The 20,670-nt window shown below is 55.6% G+C and carries 18 protein-coding genes; 3 read left to right on the forward strand and 15 right to left on the reverse strand.

From position 1 onward, the window contains the following. Nucleotides 1-35: 35 nt before the first annotated feature. The 10 genes from A1830_RS07675 to pmbA all read right to left on the reverse strand — a co-directional run bounded on the left by A1830_RS07675 (nt 36) and on the right by pmbA (nt 8,068). Nucleotides 36-776 (reverse strand): 2-dehydro-3-deoxy-phosphogluconate aldolase, encoded by a 741-nt coding sequence (locus A1830_RS07675; RefSeq protein ID WP_067704056.1) that lies wholly within the window; start codon nt 774-776, stop codon nt 36-38. Beyond that, complete coding sequence (locus A1830_RS07680) at nt 773-1,894, reverse strand: DgaE family pyridoxal phosphate-dependent ammonia lyase (RefSeq protein WP_067704058.1); 1,122 nt, start codon at nt 1,892-1,894, stop codon at nt 773-775. The genes A1830_RS07675 and A1830_RS07680 overlap by 4 nt, the downstream gene beginning before the upstream one ends. After that, nucleotides 1,878-3,011: an amidohydrolase/deacetylase family metallohydrolase gene (locus A1830_RS07685; RefSeq protein WP_067704061.1), complete on the reverse strand. Its 1,134-nt coding sequence runs from the start codon at nt 3,009-3,011 to the stop codon at nt 1,878-1,880. Before A1830_RS07685 ends, A1830_RS07680 begins: the two co-directional genes overlap by 17 nt. 74 nt (nt 3,012-3,085) lie before the next feature. Next, on the reverse strand, nt 3,086-3,730 hold the full coding sequence (locus A1830_RS07690; protein WP_067704064.1) for a DUF4310 family protein: 645 nt from the start codon (nt 3,728-3,730) through the stop codon (nt 3,086-3,088). A gap of 13 nt (nt 3,731-3,743) precedes the next feature. Beyond that, a complete protein-coding gene (locus A1830_RS07695) occupies nt 3,744-4,520 on the reverse strand; it encodes a DUF4311 domain-containing protein (RefSeq protein ID WP_067704067.1) in 777 nt (258 codons plus the stop codon). A 68-nt stretch (nt 4,521-4,588) separates the two neighbouring features. Then, the gene (locus A1830_RS07700) at nt 4,589-4,885 is read right to left on the reverse strand and encodes a DUF4312 family protein (protein WP_067704070.1); all 297 of its coding nucleotides are present in this window, start codon (nt 4,883-4,885) and stop codon (nt 4,589-4,591) included. Nucleotides 4,886-4,888: 3 nt separating this feature from the next. Next, nucleotides 4,889-5,251, reverse strand: coding sequence for an SFCGS family glycine-rich protein (locus tag A1830_RS07705; protein ID WP_067704073.1), 363 nt, complete (start codon nt 5,249-5,251; stop codon nt 4,889-4,891). A 110-nt stretch (nt 5,252-5,361) separates the two neighbouring features. Further along, nucleotides 5,362-5,709 (reverse strand): glycine dehydrogenase, encoded by a 348-nt coding sequence (locus A1830_RS07710; RefSeq protein ID WP_067704076.1) that lies wholly within the window; start codon nt 5,707-5,709, stop codon nt 5,362-5,364. 531 nt (nt 5,710-6,240) lie between these two features. After that, entirely contained in the window at nt 6,241-6,624 is a 384-nt protein-coding gene (gene cybC, locus A1830_RS07715; protein WP_067704079.1) for a cytochrome b562, read from the reverse strand. A gap of 103 nt (nt 6,625-6,727) precedes the next feature. Further along, the gene (gene pmbA / locus A1830_RS07720) at nt 6,728-8,068 is read right to left on the reverse strand and encodes a metalloprotease PmbA (protein ID WP_067704082.1); all 1,341 of its coding nucleotides are present in this window, start codon (nt 8,066-8,068) and stop codon (nt 6,728-6,730) included. Nucleotides 8,069-8,231: 163 nt separating this feature from the next. Between pmbA and yjgA the strand changes: the two genes are divergently transcribed. Continuing rightward, nucleotides 8,232-8,777: a ribosome biogenesis factor YjgA gene (yjgA, locus tag A1830_RS07725; protein WP_067704085.1), complete on the forward strand. Its 546-nt coding sequence runs from the start codon at nt 8,232-8,234 to the stop codon at nt 8,775-8,777. Between the two features lie 93 nt (nt 8,778-8,870). Here the strand turns inward: yjgA and mpl are convergent, their stop codons facing one another. After that, nucleotides 8,871-10,226 carry a UDP-N-acetylmuramate:L-alanyl-gamma-D-glutamyl-meso-diaminopimelate ligase gene (gene mpl, locus A1830_RS07730; RefSeq protein WP_067704088.1) on the reverse strand — a complete coding sequence of 452 codons (1,356 nt, stop codon included), beginning with the start codon at nt 10,224-10,226 and terminating at the stop codon, nt 8,871-8,873. Nucleotides 10,227-10,394: 168 nt separating this feature from the next. Between mpl and fbp the strand changes: the two genes are divergently transcribed. Further along, nucleotides 10,395-11,393 (forward strand): class 1 fructose-bisphosphatase, encoded by a 999-nt coding sequence (gene fbp / locus A1830_RS07735; protein WP_067704091.1) that lies wholly within the window; start codon nt 10,395-10,397, stop codon nt 11,391-11,393. Nucleotides 11,394-11,701: 308 nt separating this feature from the next. On the opposite strand, the gene A1830_RS07740 is transcribed toward fbp, so the two are convergent. Continuing rightward, a complete protein-coding gene (locus A1830_RS07740; RefSeq protein WP_067704094.1) occupies nt 11,702-13,264 on the reverse strand; it encodes a methyl-accepting chemotaxis protein in 1,563 nt (520 codons plus the stop codon). 667 nt (nt 13,265-13,931) lie between these two features. Between A1830_RS07740 and ppa the strand changes: the two genes are divergently transcribed. Further along, nucleotides 13,932-14,462 (forward strand): inorganic diphosphatase, encoded by a 531-nt coding sequence (gene ppa, locus A1830_RS07745; RefSeq protein WP_067704096.1) that lies wholly within the window; start codon nt 13,932-13,934, stop codon nt 14,460-14,462. A gap of 58 nt (nt 14,463-14,520) precedes the next feature. On the opposite strand, the gene A1830_RS07750 is transcribed toward ppa, so the two are convergent. From A1830_RS07750 to A1830_RS07760, 3 genes are read right to left on the reverse strand one after another with little or no spacing between them, the layout of a single operon-like run. Next, a complete protein-coding gene (locus A1830_RS07750; RefSeq protein WP_067704098.1) occupies nt 14,521-14,874 on the reverse strand; it encodes a gamma-glutamylcyclotransferase family protein in 354 nt (117 codons plus the stop codon). Between the two features lie 2 nt (nt 14,875-14,876). Then, nucleotides 14,877-18,647 carry an autotransporter assembly complex protein TamB gene (locus tag A1830_RS07755; RefSeq protein WP_067704101.1) on the reverse strand — a complete coding sequence of 1,257 codons (3,771 nt, stop codon included), beginning with the start codon at nt 18,645-18,647 and terminating at the stop codon, nt 14,877-14,879. Next, nucleotides 18,644-20,359 (reverse strand): autotransporter assembly complex protein TamA, encoded by a 1,716-nt coding sequence (locus tag A1830_RS07760; RefSeq protein ID WP_197473306.1) that lies wholly within the window; start codon nt 20,357-20,359, stop codon nt 18,644-18,646. Before A1830_RS07760 ends, A1830_RS07755 begins: the two co-directional genes overlap by 4 nt. Between the last annotated feature and the right edge of the window lie 311 nt (nt 20,360-20,670).

Below are 20,670 nucleotides of genomic sequence, written 5' to 3' on the forward strand. Positions count from 1 at the left end.
CCGACCAGCCTCGGTCTCAGGCTGGTCGGGCGGGCTTATTTAACCCATTTTTTGGTCATTGCCAGCAGCGCACTGACATCGGCAGGGCGCGTATTACCCGAGGCTTTATCAATGATGGAGCTGTAGATATGCGGGATGATTTTGCTTACGCCAGCATCCAGCGCAATTCGCAGAATCGCCTCATAGTTTTCCAGATCGATTCCGCCGGTTGGCTCAAGCCAGAAGTCCTGCTCCGCACAGGCCTTCGCCACGGCGGTGAACTCATCAATGGCTTTCAGACCGCCCATTGGGAAATACTTCACCGAACTGCCACCCATATCTTTCAGCATAGCAATAGCGGTTGCTACCGGCACAATGGCATCAGCTGCCCTTGAGCTCAACGGGCCGGTGGAGATTTTTACCAGGCCGGGCGTGCCGGTAGGCGAAATCAGACCGTTTACGACGGTTTGGTTCTGCCCCAGCAGCGCACGGCTGGTTGCCACGCCGGTAAAGACCTGATTAACGTGCTGCGGCTGAATTTCAGCGGAGATGGCGCTCACCATCGCCGACTGGTTAGGGTCGCCTGCGCCAAGGCCGACGGAGAGCGCATTGTCGATAAGCGCAGCGTATTCACGCATGTCGGCAACGGCGCTCGCTACGCTATCATAGTTTTTCGACAGGACGCCCACCAGCACATGGCCTTCAGCGGCCTGCCAGATCTCACGGGCATTCTCTTTTGAGCCAGCCAGCACGTTGAGACACACGCGGTCTTGATAAAATTTAGGGTTCAGCATCATGCTTTTTTCTCTCCTGCTAACAACGCGTTAATACATGCATAGATGGTATCTAACTGCCCGACCGACACGCTGCGCACGTCGACCTCAATAATACTTTCGTTAGCTTTATAGCCGCGGAAGTAGATGGCGATTTCACCGGTTTTCAGCGCCTGCACCACATCGCCGGTGGTATAACCTATTGCCGTTTCATCCAGCTTTATCTCGGCTCGCGCAATGTCGCGCCCCGCCGAGTCCCACACCACGCGGGCGGTAATGCCATTCAGGCCGTTCAGATTGCTGATAAACGGAGTCATTTTTTCAACCATCTGCACGCCAGTGACCTTCTCCTGGGTCAGATAGCTTTCAATCGCCTGGGTCAGCCCCAGAATGCCCTCTTTGCCCACTTTCATGGCGCGACCAATACCCATTGACTGCCGCTTTACCCACTCAACAGGCTGCCTGCGTCCCATGACCAGGCCACTGGTAGGGCCTTCCAGCGCTTTGGCACCGCTGTAAATCACCAGGTCTGCGCCGTACTGGTAGTAGCACTTAAGATCTTCTTCTGCGGCGGCATCCACGATCAGCGGGACACCGTGTTTGCGGGCTACCGTGGCCGCCTGCTCAACGTTGAGGTGGCTTTTCTGTACGCAGTGGTGCGATTTAATATAGAGAATGGCCGCGGTCTGCGGCGTGATAGCCGCGGAGAGCTGATCGGCTGAGCACTCGTTAGCGTAGCCCGCTTCTACCAGACGTCCTCCGCCCAGGGCGACCATCGTTCCGACCGGCGCGCCGTAATTCACGTTATGGCCTTTAGGGACAACAATATCGTGTGGCACGGTTAGCGGCGCGGCGTGGAGGTTTTCCAGCAGCCAGTCGTTATCCTTCACAATCACCCCGGCTACGGCCTGAGCGATACCCGCAGACGCGCAGGAGACCACCACCGCATCTTCCGCCCCGAGCAGCCCGGCGATATACGCACCGGTCTTATTAACCAGGTCTTTCATCTCAAAGTAGTGATTCAGCCCGTATTTGACCGTATCAACCACCTCTTCACCCGGCGTCGATACGCCCAGAATGGTCATGCGGCCTGAGGCGTTAATGACCTGCTTCAGGCCATATTTTTCATAAATTGACGACATGATGCTTTTTCCCTTCATCGGTAATAAACCACTCGCCACCCACAACGGCGGCCAGAGGTATCAGCTGTTTCTCACCGGCAACCGACTGCCCTTCGGAGTCGATAAACAGGCAGGGTTCTTCTTTGAGATCAAAAAGGGTCAGGTCGGCGTCAAGTCCCACTTCAAGCCGTCCTCTGTCGTGCAAACGCAGGCCCTGGGCAGCGTGAAGCGTCACACAGTCAATAATCTGCGGCAGCGTCATACCCACACTGAAGAATTTCGACATTACGTGAGCCAGCGAATGTACCGGGCCGTTAATGCGGTTGCGGCAGTAGATATCTGAACTGATGGTGTGCGGCAGAATGCCCTGTGCGATGGCCACGCGGGCGACCTCAAAGCTAAAGCTGGCGCTGCCGTGCCCCACATCCAGGCGTACCCCACGATCCAGGGCCCGTTTAACCGAGGCGCGAAGCTCTCCGGCGGGCGTCAGAATACGGTTAGGCTTACCGTTATAGCAGTGAGTAATGATATCGCCGCTGCCGAGCAGGTCGGTGATTTCGTCAAGGTCCGGCGGATTATTACCGATATGCACCATCAGCGGCAGATTGCCATTTTCCTGCTGGATCTCTTTGGCTCGCACCAGCGGCTGAATGCCGTTTGCACCCACCACGCTGCTGCTCATTCGCGCCTTAATACCGAGAATAAAACCTGGTAGCCGCTTAATGGCATCGCGAATGCCCACCCTGTCGATCTGACTCATATCCGCCAGCTCGTTTTGCGTCACGATGCCGGTGCGGGCAATATTGAGCAGAGCATGAACCCGCGTATCTGCCTCGCGGGTGATCTGATAAAAATCGTCGATATCGTCCGCGCCGGTACTGCCTGCATCCACGACGGTGGTGACGCCCGTTGCCACGCCGATACGATCGGCCTCATCATGATAGATGGGCGATTTGGGGTAGCAATGGACGTGCGAATCGATCCAGCCCGCGCTAAGCCAGCACTGCCCGGCAAGATCCTTCTCAGTGGCCGCTTCCCCGCGCACTTCGCCGAGTGCAGCAATTTTACCGTCGCTTATGGCGATGTCGGTCAGGCTGCCATCAGGCAGACGCGCACGGCGGATAACAAGATCAAACATGACTGACTCCTTTAATACCGGATGCCGCAGCATCCACAACGCGGTTTGCCCATTCCAGGCAAACCGTCGTGACATCAGAGGGCTACCGGGAAAATCGCCCCCAGTAACATCGCCCCCAGAATGGCTCCGCCGGTAATGGGCTTATTCCACATATAGAACAGCAGCGACCCCAGCAGCGAGCCTAAGCCAATCGGTATTGAAGCCGTCATCGCAGAGAGAATAATCAACGGCCCCAGAAAGCGACCAGATGTGTTCCCTGCCCCCATCATCACGTCTGCACCGTAGGTGGAGTCGCTGTTATTGATGGTGAACCTGCGCGCCAGAATAATCACGTAACCCACCGCAACCCCCAGCACCAGTCCGGTCACCAGCGAGGCCGCAAAGTTCGCCACCGGGTAGATAATTCCGGCCCCCAGCAGCAGCGCCGGTACGCCCAGCCCGATACCGGTCTGAATCGCGCCGCCAATATCCAGGATACCGACCAGTGAGCCTTCAATGATGCGGGCAAACAGAAAGCTGGCGCCAAAGGCTGCAACCGCGCCGTAGACGCCGGTTTCCATTCCCGACCGCAGCATGGAGACAAAGGCGACTTCATTGAATGCGCCGAGCCCGTAGACGTAGTACATGTGCGTCCCGGCGAATACTCCGGCAGACAGCAGGCCGACAAAAATCGGAAAGGACCAGTCTGCATACCAGAAACCGTTTTTTGACTCTTCCATCGTCATCGTCCTCTTATTTACCGCTCATGGCGTTATGGATCATTTCCAGCCAGCCCGGCACGCCCAGCTGGAAGGATTGCAGCATTTTCATGTCAAAACCGCGGAAGAAGCCGCTGAGCACGAAAAGCAGAACGATGGCAGCCATCATCACCTTAGTGACTTTATTCCAGCCGCTCTCTTCAACGCCTTTACCAATCAGGATGCCCAGCACCAGACCCGGTACGGCATTCCCCATCATCAGTTGCGCAAGACCGCCGAAAATCGTGGCCCAGAATCCTGACTTCTTACCGGCATCAATCGCAGCCAGCCAGAAGATCACCGGCATCACGGTATTCACCAGCAGATTCGCAGCAGGCACCAGTACCTTAACGGCGGTGACCTGTAGCGCAGCCGGAACGGCGGAGGCGGTTGAATTAAGGAAGGCAACCACGATCATGCCGATGATGCCGCAGGCAATCGCCATTTTTTTCGGATCGTGGAGGGTTTCAGCGACGTTACGGTTTTTCACCATCAGCGCAGCGGCACCCCAGTGGGGAATAATGCGGTGATCGACATCCTGAGTGAAGGAACCGGCCGCCACGGAAGAGGCCCAGGCATTAAAGAAAAAACCCAGACCAAAAGAGAAGTGAGAGGCCGGATCGCCTTCACAGGAGTTAAGTTCACCCAGTGTACGAAATGCACCCATTCCCTGCGTGGTGGGGGCGTGGAACATACGCGCAGCACCTGCGCCTACGCCGACACCAACCAGACCGCCGATGATGAGTGACTTAAATAAGATTATTAAAAACATCAGTCTTTCCTTTCAGGCTTGCGCCAACGTTTTTAAATCATGATTATTGCTGCCTCAGGGGCAGTGCTTTATTTCGTGACGAAATCGACCTTATCGGCGTCGATGACGGTCACGCTAACGGTAATATCCAGCTCAACGCTGTAACTCCGTCGTTCTCTCGCCAGAAAGAAAAACAAAAATTTCTCCTTTCTGACGCTCTGCTGTGCACGGACCACCCTGACATCCTGGGGTTCAATACGCAGCAGTACCTTGCTGGTCGATTTAAGTAGCGTGTTCTGTACCCGGCTTAACGCGTCAGCAAAGGCGCGGGACTTGCTGTCCCCTTTGCCGCTTACGTTTACCGTCGTGGTGAATTGCTCCTTCATCGGTCAGCCACCGTGTTTTTTTGTCCATGCCTGAACCAGACGTTCGCCCAATTCTTCTTTATCCATAAAGCCAAAACCCAGCGCGACGGCGCCTTCGTTGATAGCGGTAACGCCTTCATCGACGGAACGCATCCCGTACTTTGCCTTATAGCCGTGTTTATTCTGTGCGGTGATCGACCCTGCGCCGCCGCTGCCGCAGAACGAGATGCCAAAGGACGCCCCTTCCGCTTTCATTACGTCGCCCAGCTTCATATCGGCCGCGACACCGGGGATGACGATAGCTTTCCCCCCCGCTTTCTCAACGCCTGCCGCAACTTTCTGGCCTTTACCTAAACGGTCACCAATGACCACGATTACCTGTGACATGCCTGCTCCTTGATTCAATGAATGATGTCGTTATCAATTACAAAATGCGTGACGGGGTGGCGACCACGCAGCGGTTTGGGCGTCCATCAAGACGCCGTCATCCCCCAGTTTCACTCCGGACCCGTATTCTCTTTCGCCACTTCAAAATGGACCGACAGCATCCAGGCTTCCTCCACGGGCAGGTTACCGAACAGATCAACAACCTGCTGTGCCAGTGCCATTGATGTAGCGGAGATATCTTCAAACAGATCGGCTTCTACTTCAGGCAGCGGCTCACCGGTAATCGAACGCAATGCCATTGCCCGCACGTGTGAGGTCAACATTTGCTGCTGAACCGGGTTGGGATATATATTTTTGGCGGTAAAAATATCTGCTATCTGCGCCATGACCTTCTCCGCCAGCGCCTGAATAGCCCGATCTTCATTAGCCGTATTAATCGATACCGCTGCATTGTCCAATTTACGTCCCTCTTTTTCCGTTTCTTCCCGGCCAGGAAATTTGGTGAATTTGTGATGTCCGTAAAATAGCGCCCTTGCCTGCTGGTGTGTAGAACGACTTTTTCCGTTTCAAAGTGGAAATACGCTGCCGAAATACGATCGAGTACGCAAAAGCGCTAATTCGTGCACGATCGGTGGAAACAGCCGGAGGAATATCACAGTCTGCTCGAAATTTTTCTAAAATCGTTAATTATCATTCAAAACAGGATGTTAAGCGCAAAGGGTGCGCATGTATCCAGAGGAAAAACTTATCGTTCTCGAATTATGGATGCTTTTATGGAAATAATAGGCGCTAACGATGATAAGGGGTAATGACCATAATATAAAATATAAGGCCATTTTCCGCCATTGAGATAATGTTATTTTTTAGAATTTTATTTTTAGTGCCAGGTTAAATAAAAAATAGAAGCGTTATTTAATTAATAATTATGGCCCGAAAAAAAGCATCCCTTTTAACAGCCACTAAAAAAGGCTCCGCAGAGCCTTGCCGTTTTAGCGAAATTTTTTGTGATTGGCATCACGGGTGACGGCAAATTTTTTGGCCTCCGCCTTAGCACCCGCCAGGTCGCCCGCATCAACAAGTTTAATGCTGCTATCAATCTGGCGGGTTAGCGTCTCCAGCCCGGCACGGAAATCCTTCATTTGTGCGCTATCGGCGGACTGGCCTTTGAGTTTATCAGGCGTCTGGGTTTTGGCATCACCGGCCGCCGCCCGCATTTTGGTCAGCGCCTGTTTCATTTCCGTCGCGTCGTCCGTTTTGGTCACGGTGCGCAGACCCGCATTCAGCGTATCCATATCCTCTTCCAGACTCGCCAGAGCAGAGAGGCTGGAACCCATCAGGGTCACGGTTAACAGGGCCAGTAAACTTTTACGCATTGCTCAATTCCTTATTTTTATTTAAAGAGAACAGCAAAAAGGGTGACCCTAAGGCCACCCTGATAATAGTACGCAATAACTGAGAAATTGCCGCAGCCGGAAATTACTGCCCGGCTATTTTCATTTCTGGCAGCAGCACGGAACCACACTGAATATTGCTGCGAGTTTCGATATCGCTACCGACGGTGACCATATTACGCCACATATCCTTCAGGTTTCCGGCGATGGTCACTTCACTGACCGGATACTGAATTTCACCGTTTTCCACCCAGAATCCCGCCGCACCGCGCGAATAGTCGCCGGTAATACCGCTGACGCCCTGTCCCATCAATTCGGTGACCACCAGGCCAGTGCCCATCTTCTTCAGCAGCTGATCGAAGCTGTCGCCCTGGCCGTTAATACGCCAGTTATGAATACCGCCCGCGTGGCCGGTGCTCTTAAGGCCAAGTTTGCGGGCCGAATAGTTGGTCATCAGCCAGGTCTGGAGAACGCCATCCTTAATAATGTCGCGATCGCGGGTCTGCACGCCTTCACTGTCAAACGGCGTGGAAGCCAGACCTTTCAACAGGTGTGGCCGCTCCTGAATGGTCAGCCACTCAGGCAGGATCTGCTGGCCCATCGAATCCAGCAGGAAGGTGGATTTACGGTAAACGCTTCCACCGCTGATGGCCCCCACCAGGTGGCCAAACAGGCCGGTCGCCACTTCGGCGGCAAAAATGACCGGGGCTTTCATGGTCGACAGCTTACGCGGTGAAAGACGCGACAGGGTGCGACGGGCGCACTCTTCGCCCACCCACTCCGGCGACTGTAAATCCTCCATCGCGCGGCCGATGGTGTAGGCGTAGTCACGCTCCATATCGCTGCCCGCGCCTGCTATCACGCTACAGGAGATCGAGTGGCGGCTGGAGCTGTAACCCTGGATCATACCGTGACTGTTGCCAAACACCTTCATGCCGACATGGCTGTTAAAACTGCCACCCTCGGTATTGGTGATGCGCGTATCGCTTTTTAGCGCCGCCTGCTCAGCGCGGGCAGCCAGTTCGATCGCCCGGTCCGGATCGAGATCGGAAGGGTGAAAAAGATCGAGATCCGGTGCATCAAAGGCTAGCAGCTCGCGATCGGCTGGGCCCGCGTAAGGATCCGGCGAGGTGTAGCGGGCAATATCGATGGCTGCCTGCACGGTGCGTTTGATCGCGTCCGGGCTAAGATCGGTCGATGACGCGCTGCCTTTACGGTTCTGATGATAGACGGTGATACCCAGGGCGCCATCGCTGTTAAATTCTACATTTTCCACCTCACCGTAGCGCGTACTGACGCCAATACCGGTGGTTTTGGTCACGGCGACTTCCGCCCCATCGGTGCTGGCCTTCGCCAGTTCGAGTGCTGTCGCTACCGCCTGTTCGAGGGTTTTACGCTGTTCTGCAACTTGGGAGAGTAATTTCATCGACCTACCATATAATTAACAGAGGGCTTTCTGACCGCGTAAAAGCGCCAGATTTCCAGACTCTTTGGTGATTAAGGTTCATTTCAGTCTAACAGACTCGGAGAACAATTTCGCAGTAGCCGCTTAACCTGATAGCATTAGCCTCTTTTTTAGGGAGCCTCCCATGACTAAACAGCCCGACGACTGGCTCGATGATGTACCGGATAATGAAGAAGAAGAAGACGACGAGATTATCTGGGTCAGTAAAAGTGAAATTAAACGTGACGCCGAGGAGCTAAAGCGCCTGGGCTCAGAGCTGGTCGAGTTAAGTAAAAACTCGCTGGATAAGATCCCGCTGGATGAAGATCTTCGTGCGGCCATTGAGCTGGCGAAGAAGATCAAAAAAGAGGGCTACCGCCGCCAGATCCAGCTGATTGGCAAGATGCTGCGTTCGCGCGACGAAGAGCCGATCCGCCTGGCGCTGGATAAGCTGAAGAATCGCCACAACCAGCAGGTTGCGCTTTTCCACAAGCTGGAGATGCTGCGTGACCGCCTGATTGAACAGGGTGACGAAGCGATCCCGGACGTGCTGACGCTTTACCCGCATGCCGATCGCCAGCAGCTGCGCTCAATGATCCGCAACGCGCAGAAAGAGAAAGCGTCTGAGAAGCCGCCAAAGTCCAGCCGCCAGATCTTCCAGTATCTGCGCGAGCTTGCCGAGTCCCGCTAACCAGCCCGCTCGCCAATACAAAAAGGGCGGAGTCGCCTCCGCCCTTTAACTGCTTTGCCCACCGGAAAGGTCGCTCCGGTTCAGCCCGCTGATTCAGCGCGCCAGCTTTTCCAGCAGCTTCTGATGAATCCCGCCAAATCCCCCATTACTCATCACCAGGATGGTATCGCCGGGCTGCGCAGTTTTAACGATCATTTCCACCAGCGTATCCACCTCCGCACTCCAGTGCGCCGGCTGCACGCACGCCTCAGCAACGTCTGAAACCTGCCAGGGAATATGGTGCGGCTGCAGCAGGAAGACTTCATCAGCACGGGCCAGCGCCGGAGCCAGGTCGTCCTTACTGACCCCCATTTTCATGGTGTTGGAGCGGGGTTCCAGTACGGCCAGAATACGCGCCGTACCGCCGACCTTGCTGCGCAGCGCGGTCAGCGTCGCGAGAATGGCCGTTGGGTGATGAGCAAAATCATCGTAGACCTTAATGCCATTCGCTTCACCGCGCAGTTCAAGGCGTCGACGCGCATTGATAAAGTCATTCAGCGCCCGTCCGGCATCCTCCGGCCTGATGCCAACGTGACGCGCGGCGGCGACCGCCATCAGCCCATTATGCATATTATGCTCGCCGACCAGCGCCCAGTTAACCTCCCCCACACATTCGCCATCCAGCCAGATTTCCCACTGGGAGGCATCAGGCACGCGCTTTTTAGCCTGCCAGCGCCCGCCATCGCCCAGGCTCTCCTGCTCGCTCCAGCAGCCCATGGCGATTACCTGTTTCAGGTTGTGGTCCTGCTCTGGCAGCAGGATTTTTCCCTGGCCCGGCACGATGCGCACCAGATGATGGAACTGACGCTGAATAGCGCGCAGATCGTCAAAAATATCGGCGTGATCGAACTCAAGATTGTTGAGAATCAGCGTGCGTGGACAGTAGTGAACAAACTTAGAGCGCTTATCAAAGAAAGCGCAATCGTACTCATCCGCTTCAATGACGAAGAATGGGCTTTTTCCTAAAGTGGCGGATACATCGAAATTTCCGGGTACGCCGCCGATAACAAAGCCCGGTTCCAGCCCGCAGGCCTGTAAAATCCACGCTGCCATGCCTGCCGTGGTGGTTTTACCGTGCGTTCCGGCCACCGCAATCACCCAGCGATCGCGCAGGACAAAATCATGCAGCCACTGCGGGCCTGAGAGGTAAGGAATATTGCGTTCCAGCACCGCCTCCACGCAGGCATTGCCCCGCGTCATGGCGTTGCCAATAATTACCAGGTCGGGAGCGGGATCGAGCTGGGAAACATCATAACCCTGAATTAAATCAATGCCTTGCTTTTCTAAAAGCGTGCTCATTGGCGGATAGACGTTGGCATCTGAGCCCGTCACTTCATGCCCGAGCGCCCGGGCAAGCGTCGCCAGGCCCCCCATGAAAGTGCCACAGATACCGAGGATATGAATGCGCATAACAGGTCCGTTTACAGGAAAGTTCGGCGCACAGTGTAACGCCCTCACCGTACGGAATAAACGGATTTGCCCTATGTTCTTTCGTCTTCATTCGGCTAAACTGCGTACGCATACGTTGGCAGTTTGTAAATCAGGCTGCTGCTCAACCGCAGATTCAGGGATTGTGTTATGAAAACGTTAGGCGAATTCATCGTCGAGAAGCAACACGACTTTCCTCACGCCACAGGTGAACTGACGGCACTGATTTCCGCCATCAAGCTGGGCGCAAAAATCATTCACCGCGATATCAATAAAGCCGGACTGGTCGATATTCTGGGCGCCAGCGGTGCCGAAAATATTCAGGGCGAACAGCAGATGAAGCTCGATCTGTTTGCTAATGAAAAACTCAAAGCGGCCCTGAAGGCGCGCGGCATTGTGGCCGGTATTGCTTCGGAAGAAGAAGACGAGATTGTCATCTTTGAAGGCGTCGAGAACGGTAAATACGTCGTTCTGATGGACCCGCTGGACGGCTCGTCGAATATTGACGTTAACGTTTCGGTCGGTACGATTTTCTCAATCTATCGCCGCATTACCCCGCCAGGTACGCCGGTGACGGAAGAGGACTTCCTGCAGCCCGGTAGTCAGCAGGTTGCGGCTGGCTACGTGGTGTATGGTTCTTCTACCATGCTGGTCTACACCACCGGCTGTGGCGTACATGCCTTTACCTACGATCCCTCACTGGGTGTGTTCTGCCTCAGTGCGGAAAAAATGGCGTTCCCGGAAAAGGGTTATACCTATTCGATCAATGAAGGAAACTATATTCGTTTCCCGAAAGGCGTGAAAAAATACCTGAAGTTCTGTCAGGAAGAAGATCAGCCCACCCATCGTCCGTATACCTCCCGCTATATTGGATCACTGGTTGCAGACTTCCATCGTAACCTGCTGAAAGGCGGTATTTACCTCTATCCGAGCACCGCCAGCCACCCGAAAGGTAAACTGCGGCTGCTGTATGAGTGTAATCCGATGGCGTTCCTTGCCGAGCAGGCCGGTGGTAAAGCCAGCGATGGCGCACAGCGTATTCTGGACCTGGTGCCGGAAACCCTGCACCAGCGCTCGCCGTTCTTTGTCGGCAATACCGATATGGTTGAAGACACCGAACGCTTCCTGCGCGAGTATCCTGACGCCTGAGCACCTGGCCTAACGCCAGCAATTCCGGCGGTTGCAGTCAGCGGATAATGCCTCAGCTAGCCTGGTGACAGAAGCCAGCGGATAATGCGTCAGCAAACCTGGTGACAGAAGCCAGCGGATAATGCGTCAGTAAACCTGGTGACAGAAGCCAGATGAGAATGCGTCAGTAAACCTGGCCATTGCAGCCGAAAGCTGTCAAAAACAGGGCGATCTTACGATCGCCCTGTTTTTTTATTCCGTGGTTATCGCCCGCCGCTGTCCGCTGGCGGGATTTTACCACCGTGGCTAAAGAGGATAACGGGGTAACATCAGGCCGGACTCACCCGGAATGCCGCCATCGACTGAACCAGCTGCTGTGACTGCTCTTCGAGTGACTGCGTTGCCGCCGTCGCCTGCTCTACCAGAGCCGCGTTCTGCTGGGCGACTTCATCCATCTGCGTCACTGCCAGATTAACCTGTTCAATTCCCCGACTCTGCTCCTGCGACGCGCTGGAGATCTCTTTCATCAGCTCCGTGACGCGCATCACCTCTGTGGCTATCTCGTCCATGGTTTCCCCCGCTCTGGTCGCCATCTGCGCCCCTTCACTGACGCGGCTCTGAGATTCAGTAATCAGCGAGCGGATCTCCGTGGCGGAGGTCGCGCTGCGCTGCGCCAGGTTGCGAACTTCTCCGGCTACCACCGCAAACCCCCGCCCCTGCTCGCCAGCCCGCGCCGCCTCTACGGCCGCATTCAGCGCCAGAATATTCGTCTGGAAGGCGATATCGTCGATCACCCCAAGAATATCGCCGATACGCTTTGAACTGTGGGTAATCTGCTGCATCTTCTCCATCACGTAGCTAACGACCTCGCTACCGCGATCGGCGCTGTCTGAGACTGAGCGTGCCAGCTGATGCGCCTGGCTGGCATTGTCGGCATTGAGCTTCACCGTGGCGGTCAGCTGCTCCATGCTGGCGGCGGTCTGCTCCAGCGATGCGGCAGACTCTTCGGTACGCTGTGAGAGATTCAGGTTCCCAGAGGCCAGTTCGCGGCTGCCCACGTCAATTTGCAGGCTGGCATCCCGTACGCGGCTGACCGAAAGCTGGAGCGAAGACTGCATCGCCGTCAGGGCCGCATTCAGACGTCCCAACTCATTCTCCCCGCTTTCAGGTAGCCTGCGGGTCAGGTCACCCGCAGCCACAAACTCAAGATGCGCAATGGCGGTATTCAGCGGTCTGAGCAGGATAGCGCGTAGCAGCATCCAGGCCGCCGCCAGCAGAATGATCGTCAATACGCCGCAGAACAGGATCAGCACGGTGAGGATGCGTTCATTTTTTTTCGCCTCCATCAGCTGAGCCTGGGTGACCTGGTTGGCATAGAGACTGAAATCGTCCACCGCTTTAGCAAAGGCAATATTTAGCGAGCCCAGCTTCTCCTCAAGCAGGGTGTAATAGCCGTCAGGATCCTGTTTCTCCAGGGCTTGCTGCATCGGGACGATCCCTTCGCTCAGATACTGGTTATAGCGGGCAATCAGGGCGTCCGCCAGCGCCTTACCGTGAGTGGTGACGGTCCCGGCGTCGACGAAACGCTTTATTTCAACGTGCGAGTTAGCAACATTATTTTTTACCAGCAGGGTGATGGCACTGGATTCGTCTAACATACCGATTTCCATTTTCCGGGTCGCCAGCGCGGCACTCGCTCTGGCGCGCAGCAGGCTGTTATTAGCCAGAAACAGGCTGTTAAGTTCCACTCCCTGAATGCGGTTAACCACATCAAGCGAACGATTCCCTTTATTAATGGCAAAAATACCCATCACGCTAACGCTAAGCAGCATTAGCGTCATCAGGGCGAGAAGCACGATCAGGCCGGTGCGTATTGAAATTTTTCTTAGCATGGTTTGAATGACCTTTAATTAGACGGTATGCCTGAAAGCCAAAAAGAGATTAAGGTATCGGCAGCCGGGGGGGCATTCTTTAGAAAAGATGATGAAAGGAGACGTAAACAGAGCGTCAGCTTTGACAGGGATCACTTTTTCCCCCGCTGAAGAGAGAGGAGGCATCCATTCGTTATAAGTAGTTAATTAACAGGGGATTCAGGGATTTTCAACGGTGATGACGGCGCGTAAGCGCAGAATGCCGTACATGCCGATAGCGGAATAAATCTTCACTCCTGACGCAATTTCACAGTGATTTCATACAGAACTAAGCCTGTTAAGCAGTTAATCCCACCAAAAATCCGCCTATATAACAGTAAAAATGAACTTTGATTTTAAGCAAAATCACGCACTCTTTCGTTCAGACAAAGAGGAGTGAGGTCGGCACAGGCTATATGCCGCATCTGGCGCTGCGGCAACACTTAGCGCTCGCGATTTGCATGCGGCGTTATCACCTGACCCGGCAGCCATTCAGGCAGCCCTTTACTGGCCCACCTTTTGCCTGACGTCTGCCAACGTATCACGCCATAACTGGAGCATTCTGAAAGGCCAAAAAGGGGGGATACTTTCATATTCAGTTGGCTATAATGAGCGACACATGATTTAAGACTGAATGAAGGAATTGACCATGAGTTTGAACCTGGTTCCAGCAGGTAAAGATCTGCCAGAAGATATTTATGTGGTTATTGAGATCCCGGCGAACGCCGATCCAATCAAATACGAAGTTGATAAAGACTCCGGCGCGCTGTTTGTTGACCGCTTCATGTCTACCGCCATGTTCTACCCGTGCAACTACGGCTACATCAACCACACCCTGTCTCTGGACGGCGACCCGGTTGACGTGCTGGTGCCAACGCCGCATCCATTGCAGCCTGGCTCAGTGATCCGCTGCCGTCCGGTGGGCGTCCTGAAAATGACCGACGAGTCTGGCGAAGATGCCAAAGTGGTTGCTGTCCCGCACACCAAGCTGACCAAAGAGTACGATCACATCAAAGATGTGAACGACCTTCCTGAGCTGCTGCGTGCGCAGATCACCCACTTCTTCGAGCAGTATAAAGCGCTGGAAAAAGGCAAGTGGGTTAAAGTTGAAGGCTGGGATAATGCAGCAGCAGCAAAAGCTGAAATCATCACCTCTTTCGAACGCGCCGCGAAGAAGTAATCCTCTTCAGGGCAAAAAAAACACCGCTCACTGAGCGGTGTTTTTGTTTATCAGCCCATCAGGCCTGCCCTTGCGCATCGCGCAGCAGCCAGTCGCCGCTGTCGATACGCTGTTTTCCCATCACCGATCGCTGATAGACGTACAGCCAGGCGCTGCCGTAAGGCGTCTGCACCAGCGCCCGCTTATACTCTCCCCCCTGGGTGCGTAGCGCATCCAGCTCGCCCAGCGTGGAGGCATCAATGCGGTAGACTTCGCAGTACACCTGACCCTCTCCCACCACTACGCCGGGGTAGTGCCCAAGATTGTATAGCGCATAGCCGCTAATCTGGTGATCGCCCAGCCACTGGCCGTTAGTCATCCAGTGACTGTTACCTTGCTTACGTCTTAAGCTGCCGTAGACAATTATTCGCATTGCTAAAACTCAAACTGATAAAGTAAATCCAGCGCCTGATCGATACCAGACACCGCTTCCAAATAGAGTTTAGGCATCAGGCGATAACGCAGGGTTAGCGTCGCCAGTGAATCAAATATGCCAACACCGTATTTTACCTGCAGACCCGGCAGTACATAGCCGCTAACCTGGACCTGCTGACTGTCACCGACGCCAGCCGTATCCAGCGCCAGATTACTCACGCCGAAGGTCTCCCCGATTTTACCCACAACCTGACCACTTTGTGCAAGCCCCAATCCTACCAGCGCTGAGGTTATTGCACTGCTATCGCTACCGCTCGCATCCAGTCCCTGTCCGCGAAGCAGATAAGAGAGCGCTTCCTGCTGTGACATGGTGGGGTCAGCGAAGACTTCGGCCTTCGGCTCATCTGCCAGCCCGGTTACGCGAACGCCTGCGGTCACGTCGTCTTCCGTGGCCTCCGGATTACGGATTGCCTCGATGTTCAGATAAGGCTGATCCGGCGGTCCGGCAAACTGTAGCTCGCCCTTACGCACGATAAGATCCTGTCCATAGGCGTGAAAACGGCCAGATGGAATATTGATCTGACCGTTCAACCCCAGACCGCGCTTATCCTGCACCAGCTTCAGGTCACCGTTCAGGCTGGCCTTCAGGCCGAATGCGCTGAGCCGCACGTCATCTCCGACGTGAATAACCAGATTACTGTTAATCGGGATCGCCGCGGTTTTCGGGGCCACCGGCTTCAGGTCTTTATCCAGCAGCACTTCGTCTGATGATACGCCTACCGCACTTTCGGGAACCTCCTGCACGGTGATACGCGCCCAGGGAATATCCACGCGCCCGTCAAGATTGAACATCTGCGGCGTCGCTTCAAATACCAGATCCGGAGAGACATCCATCCGCACCATCGGCGGCACGGTAACCCGGACCTTTTCGCCCTTCGCCGCCACGCGTGCACGCCAGGCGTCCAGCTGCTGCCAGTCGGCATCACCGTTAAGCGCAATCTGTCCGTGGGAGGTCTTAATCAGCCCTTCCAGCGTTGAGCTCATGCCGTTAAAGACCATGTTCAGGCTGGCTGAGGTCAGTTCGACCGGCATAAAGCTGCCCTGTACATCAACGTCCTTCAAGCCCAGCTGACCAAATACCTGGGGCTGTTGCAGGTTTCCGCCCAGTCGCAGGTTGCTGTTAAGCAGGCCCGCGATCTTCTCACCCTTCATCAGTGCCGGATTCAGCATCGCCAGCGACAGGCTGGCAATATTAACGTTGCCGGAGAGGGTGCGCTTACCCTGCGGGTCGGCAATCTGCACGTTGCCGTTAAGCTGGCCGTTGTTCGCGATGCGGATCAGCCAGTCGAGCTGAGCACGACCGTCGTGCAGCCCGGCGTTAAGGTTTAGCTGGTCGAACGCAATGGGCAGTTTATTGCCCTGCACGTCCTGCACCACCTTCACCCCGTTACCTTTCAGCGTCACGCGCCCCTGTGGCAGACCGCCGTCAGCTTTCCAGGTGACGTCGGCATCACCGGTGAATACGCCGCTGAGTGCGGTCTCTTCGCCGAGGAAGGGTTTCGCCATCGCCAGATCGAAGCGGTTCAGCACCACTTTGGCATGGCCGGATGGACCTGCCTCAATGGTTTGCGGGACGCAGATCTGCGCATTCGGATTTTGCCAGCAGTGCGGCCCAATGCTCACCGTCTGCTTCGCGTTCAGATAATCCAGTGCGATGGCGCGGGTCAGGCGCCATTCCCCTACCGGCGTATCGAAGCGCGTATTGTTCAGCGTCCCGGTCCAGCGCTGTGCCTGACGATCAAAACTGCCGTTTAGCGCCAGCTGTCCGGAAACCGGCTGCCCGCTGATATTAAGCTTCAGCTGATGCTGCTTCTCATCGCCGCTGGCATCCAGCGTAACCAGAGAGAGGTTGAGCGCATCCTGTTTGATCCGCTCGACGCGCAGCGCCAGCTTACCTTTAATCTCATCCCCTGAGCTAACGTCGCCTTTTAGCGTCGCCCGGGCAATACTCAGCGCCTGCCAGCGCAGCCCGGCGCCAGTCACGTCGGCCAGCAGCTGCGGCGCCTTCAGATCGCCACGCGCTTTAATCGTCCCTTTCACCACGCCGCCCAGACCGGGAAGCGCGTTATCGAGGTGTGCGGCATCTATATTGGCATCCAGCGCCAGCTTGTCGCCGAGGGAACCCTTAACATCAAGATTATTACGCCCCAACACCAGCTTCAGGCCGGGTATATCCCACTGGTTGTAGCTGTTGCCATACAGGGAGCCGTCGGCGGTCACCGCATTCTGCTTCACGTTGCCGCGCAGCTTCAGCTCCGGCACGCGCACCTGCCAGCTGCCGCCATAGAGGCTGCCACGGGTGGTGATTTTCCCTTCCAGCTTCGCCGGCCAGTCCGGATACTGCTTCGCAGTATTAATCCCGGAGAGCGTCAGCTCACTGCGCCAGCTGATAGCTTTGCTCCAGTCCACCAGCGCCGTCAGATCGGTATTACCCTCCAGCGCCGCCAGCCTGAGTTTGTCCAGCGAGAAGTGTTCAACGTCGCCTTTGCCGTTCAGGGTGAGCGTCGCGGGGGGAATGCCCTGCCCTTTCAGGGCGGTCCTGAGCGACATCACGTAATCCGTCGCCTTACCCTTAAAGCTGAAGTTCAGGTTATCCGCCTGGTACTGGGTTTCCCCGTTCAGCGGCCAGCGCAGCTGCGCGCTTTGTAGCGCAAGCGACAGAGGCAGCCCGGCCTCGGCCAGCCTGGCACCGGCATCCAGCTGCGCCCGCAGCGGGCCGGAAAGGTTGAGCGCCAGGTTTAGCTGCTCGCGCAGGCCGCCGCTGACGGTCATTTTGATCTTCTCACCTTTGACCGGATCAAAATTCAGCGCGCTGTTGAGCGTGAAGCTGACCGGCCAGTTACCCGCCAGCGTAGCCTCTCCCTGTGCGTTGAGGCGTCCCTGAGGCGAATCCACCGCCAGCGTCTCCAGCTGTAGCTGGCGATCCTGGGTTTTGGCCTTCACCAGCAGGCGGTTAATGGCAATGTCGGTATCGCCAGTAATACGCAGCTGTTCGCCCAGCAGCTGCTGTACGTCGACGTCCAGCGGCATTTTGAAGTCGGGCAACTCCGGCAGCAGAGGCTTAGCAAACATCGCCTTTAGCGTCTCACCCAGCGGCTGCTCATCCGCTTTCGGCTGCTGTACCTTTGGCTGAACCACCTGCTTATCGGCCACCTGCGCGGCCTTAGGCAGCGCAATCAGCAGCCCCTGAATATGGGTCGGCATCAGGGTCAGTGCCCGCTGCTGCCAGTGCATACCCGAGGTGAAGTCGGCCAGCGAAATTGCCGTATCATCCACCTTAACGGTGATATTGTGCAGCGCCAGGCGGCGAAGCGTAATCGGGTAAGGCGTACTCAGATCGCCCGTCGACGTATCTTTATCCTGCGTCTCTGCTGCGGGCGTCATTTTTTTGCTATCAACCGCCACGTTAACGTCTTTCAGGGAGAAGTCGTTAACGCAGAATGCGCTGTGCCTCAGACAGCCCAGCTGCAAGGCCAGGTGAACTTCCCCGGCGTTAACCGTCACGCCCGGCATCTGATACTGCACGCCTTTGAGGGTCAGGTTTCGCCAGCCGCCGTCGATCTGTTTAATCTGCAATCCCGGCACCCAGCGCGATGCGCCGTTCAGCACCAGATGCAGGCCGGTTGTAGTGCCCACCAGGAAGGCGATTGTGCCCAGCAGCAGCATAATGAAAATCAGAATGCCGATCAGGACCTTTTTCCAGCGACTCATAGTTCAGGCCCCAGTCCGATATAAAACTGTATGTCACGATCTTCGTCATCACCCACCGGGCGGGCGATATCCAGCTTGATTGGCCCCACCGGTGACTGCCAGCGCACGCCAAAGCCCGCGCCCGTTTTCACGTTACTCTGTTTGATGTCGTTTACCGCTTCACCGGAATCAATAAACACCGCGCCCCACCACTTGCCGGTGACGTTGTACTGATACTCCAGCGATCCGGTTGCCAGCTTTGAGGCACCGGTTAGCTTACCGTCGTCATCGCGCGGGGAGATGCCTTTGTATTTGTATCCACGGATGCTGCGATCGCCCCCGGCAAAAAAGCGCAGATCGGGCGGAACACGCTCAAAATCGCTGGTTTCAATCCAGCCAAGGTTGCCACGCACGACAAAGCGGTTTTTTTCTCCCAGGGTACGGATCCAGACGTTCTGCGCCTGCACCACGGCGAAATCAACATCCGAACCCCATGTGGTATCGGAGACGTCCAGGGAGTAGCGCTGGGAATCGCCCCAGACCGGCATCAGCCCGCCGCGCGAACGGGTACGGTTGATGCTCACGCCGGGGTAGATAAGCATGGTGGTATTGGTGACGTTACCCTGGGTAAAGTGATCCAGGCTCCAGCGCAGGTTTATGGCCCGCTGCCAGCCGGAGGAAGACTCCCAGTAGCGCGATGCCGCAAGGGTCGAGGAGTCTGCTTTGGTGTCATTCAGATCGGTACGCTTGAGTCCGCCCTGCAACAGGTAATACTGTTCGATCGGGCTTTTCAGCAGCGGGATCTTGTAGCTGAAATCCAGCTGCTGTTCGGGTGCGGAGATGTTTGCGCTGGTGGTAAAGCTATGGCCGTAAGAGTTAACCCAGGGCCTTTTCCACGTCGCCTTAACGCGCGGGCCCACGTCGGTAGAATAGCCCACGCCGGTTTCAATGGTATTTTCGGTCCGCGGGGTGACCACGCCCTGCAGCGGCAGTACTTTGGTCTTACGGGATTTGTCGAATTCAGGTGCTACCACGACCGAGTTAAACCAGCCGGTAGCAGAAAGTCTGCGGTTCAGTTCGGCCAGATCGCGCGAGCTGTAGTAGTCGCCTTTCTTAAAGGGCACCAGATTCTGCAGGTACTCTTCCCGGATCTGTGAGCCTTCAAAGCTGACGCTGCCAAAGCGATACCGCTGGCCGCTGTCATAATCAATATCCCAGAACGCCTCGTGACGATCGACCGACACGCCAAGCTGGCTTTTGGTAAAGTCGCCGTCGAAGTACCCTTTGCGCAGGGCCATATTGCTGAGCGAGCTTTTGAATTTGTCGTATTCACCGTGATTGAGCACGCTGCCAATTTTGCTTTTGCCGCCCTGCACCAGAGCCTGATAGTCAGCGTCGGTGCGGCCTTCACCGCGAATAATGACCGTTTCGCCCGCCAGCTTAACGGGCTTACCCGGCTTGACGTTGGCCACCAGCAGCGGTCTTTTACCGCCTGCCGGCGGCGGGAGCAGGCTAAACTCGATGGTAGGCTCATAGTAGCCCAGCGCCTTCAGGCCCTCTTTGACCGCCTCGCTTACGCGCGCGCGAAAACGCCCATCGGCGGAGATTTCATCGCTGGAGATGGTCGAAAGCCTCGCCCGCACGTTTTTCTGTAATTCCCCGGATAACCCTGTCACCTGCAATCGCACGGTCGCTGCCTCTACAGCGGGTGCGGCAGCGATCAGACAGATCATGCAGTAAAGATGAATTCGTGGCACGCTTACTCCTGGTTTTATAGCCGTCCCCTGGTCCAGATGGGCATGACGTCTTCTGGTAACTCGTCCTGATGTTCAGGGTGGTGTTAATCATGGCAAAGTTTTGCCTGATTTCACCCTTATTTAACCGATAAAGCTAAAATTTTGACTTATTGTGCGTAAAGAATTGACATGATACAACATATGATCGTGATTGAATGTAAATCGGACGGCTATGGAAGGGAGATGCTCACCAAAGAAGCGCTCACTTCGTAAAGCTCGCCGTACGCGATCGCGGCAGGGACGAAAGC

Origin of the sequence: Erwinia sp. ErVv1 (assembly GCF_900068895.1) — a bacterium.
Taxonomy (GTDB): domain Bacteria; phylum Pseudomonadota; class Gammaproteobacteria; order Enterobacterales; family Enterobacteriaceae; genus Erwinia.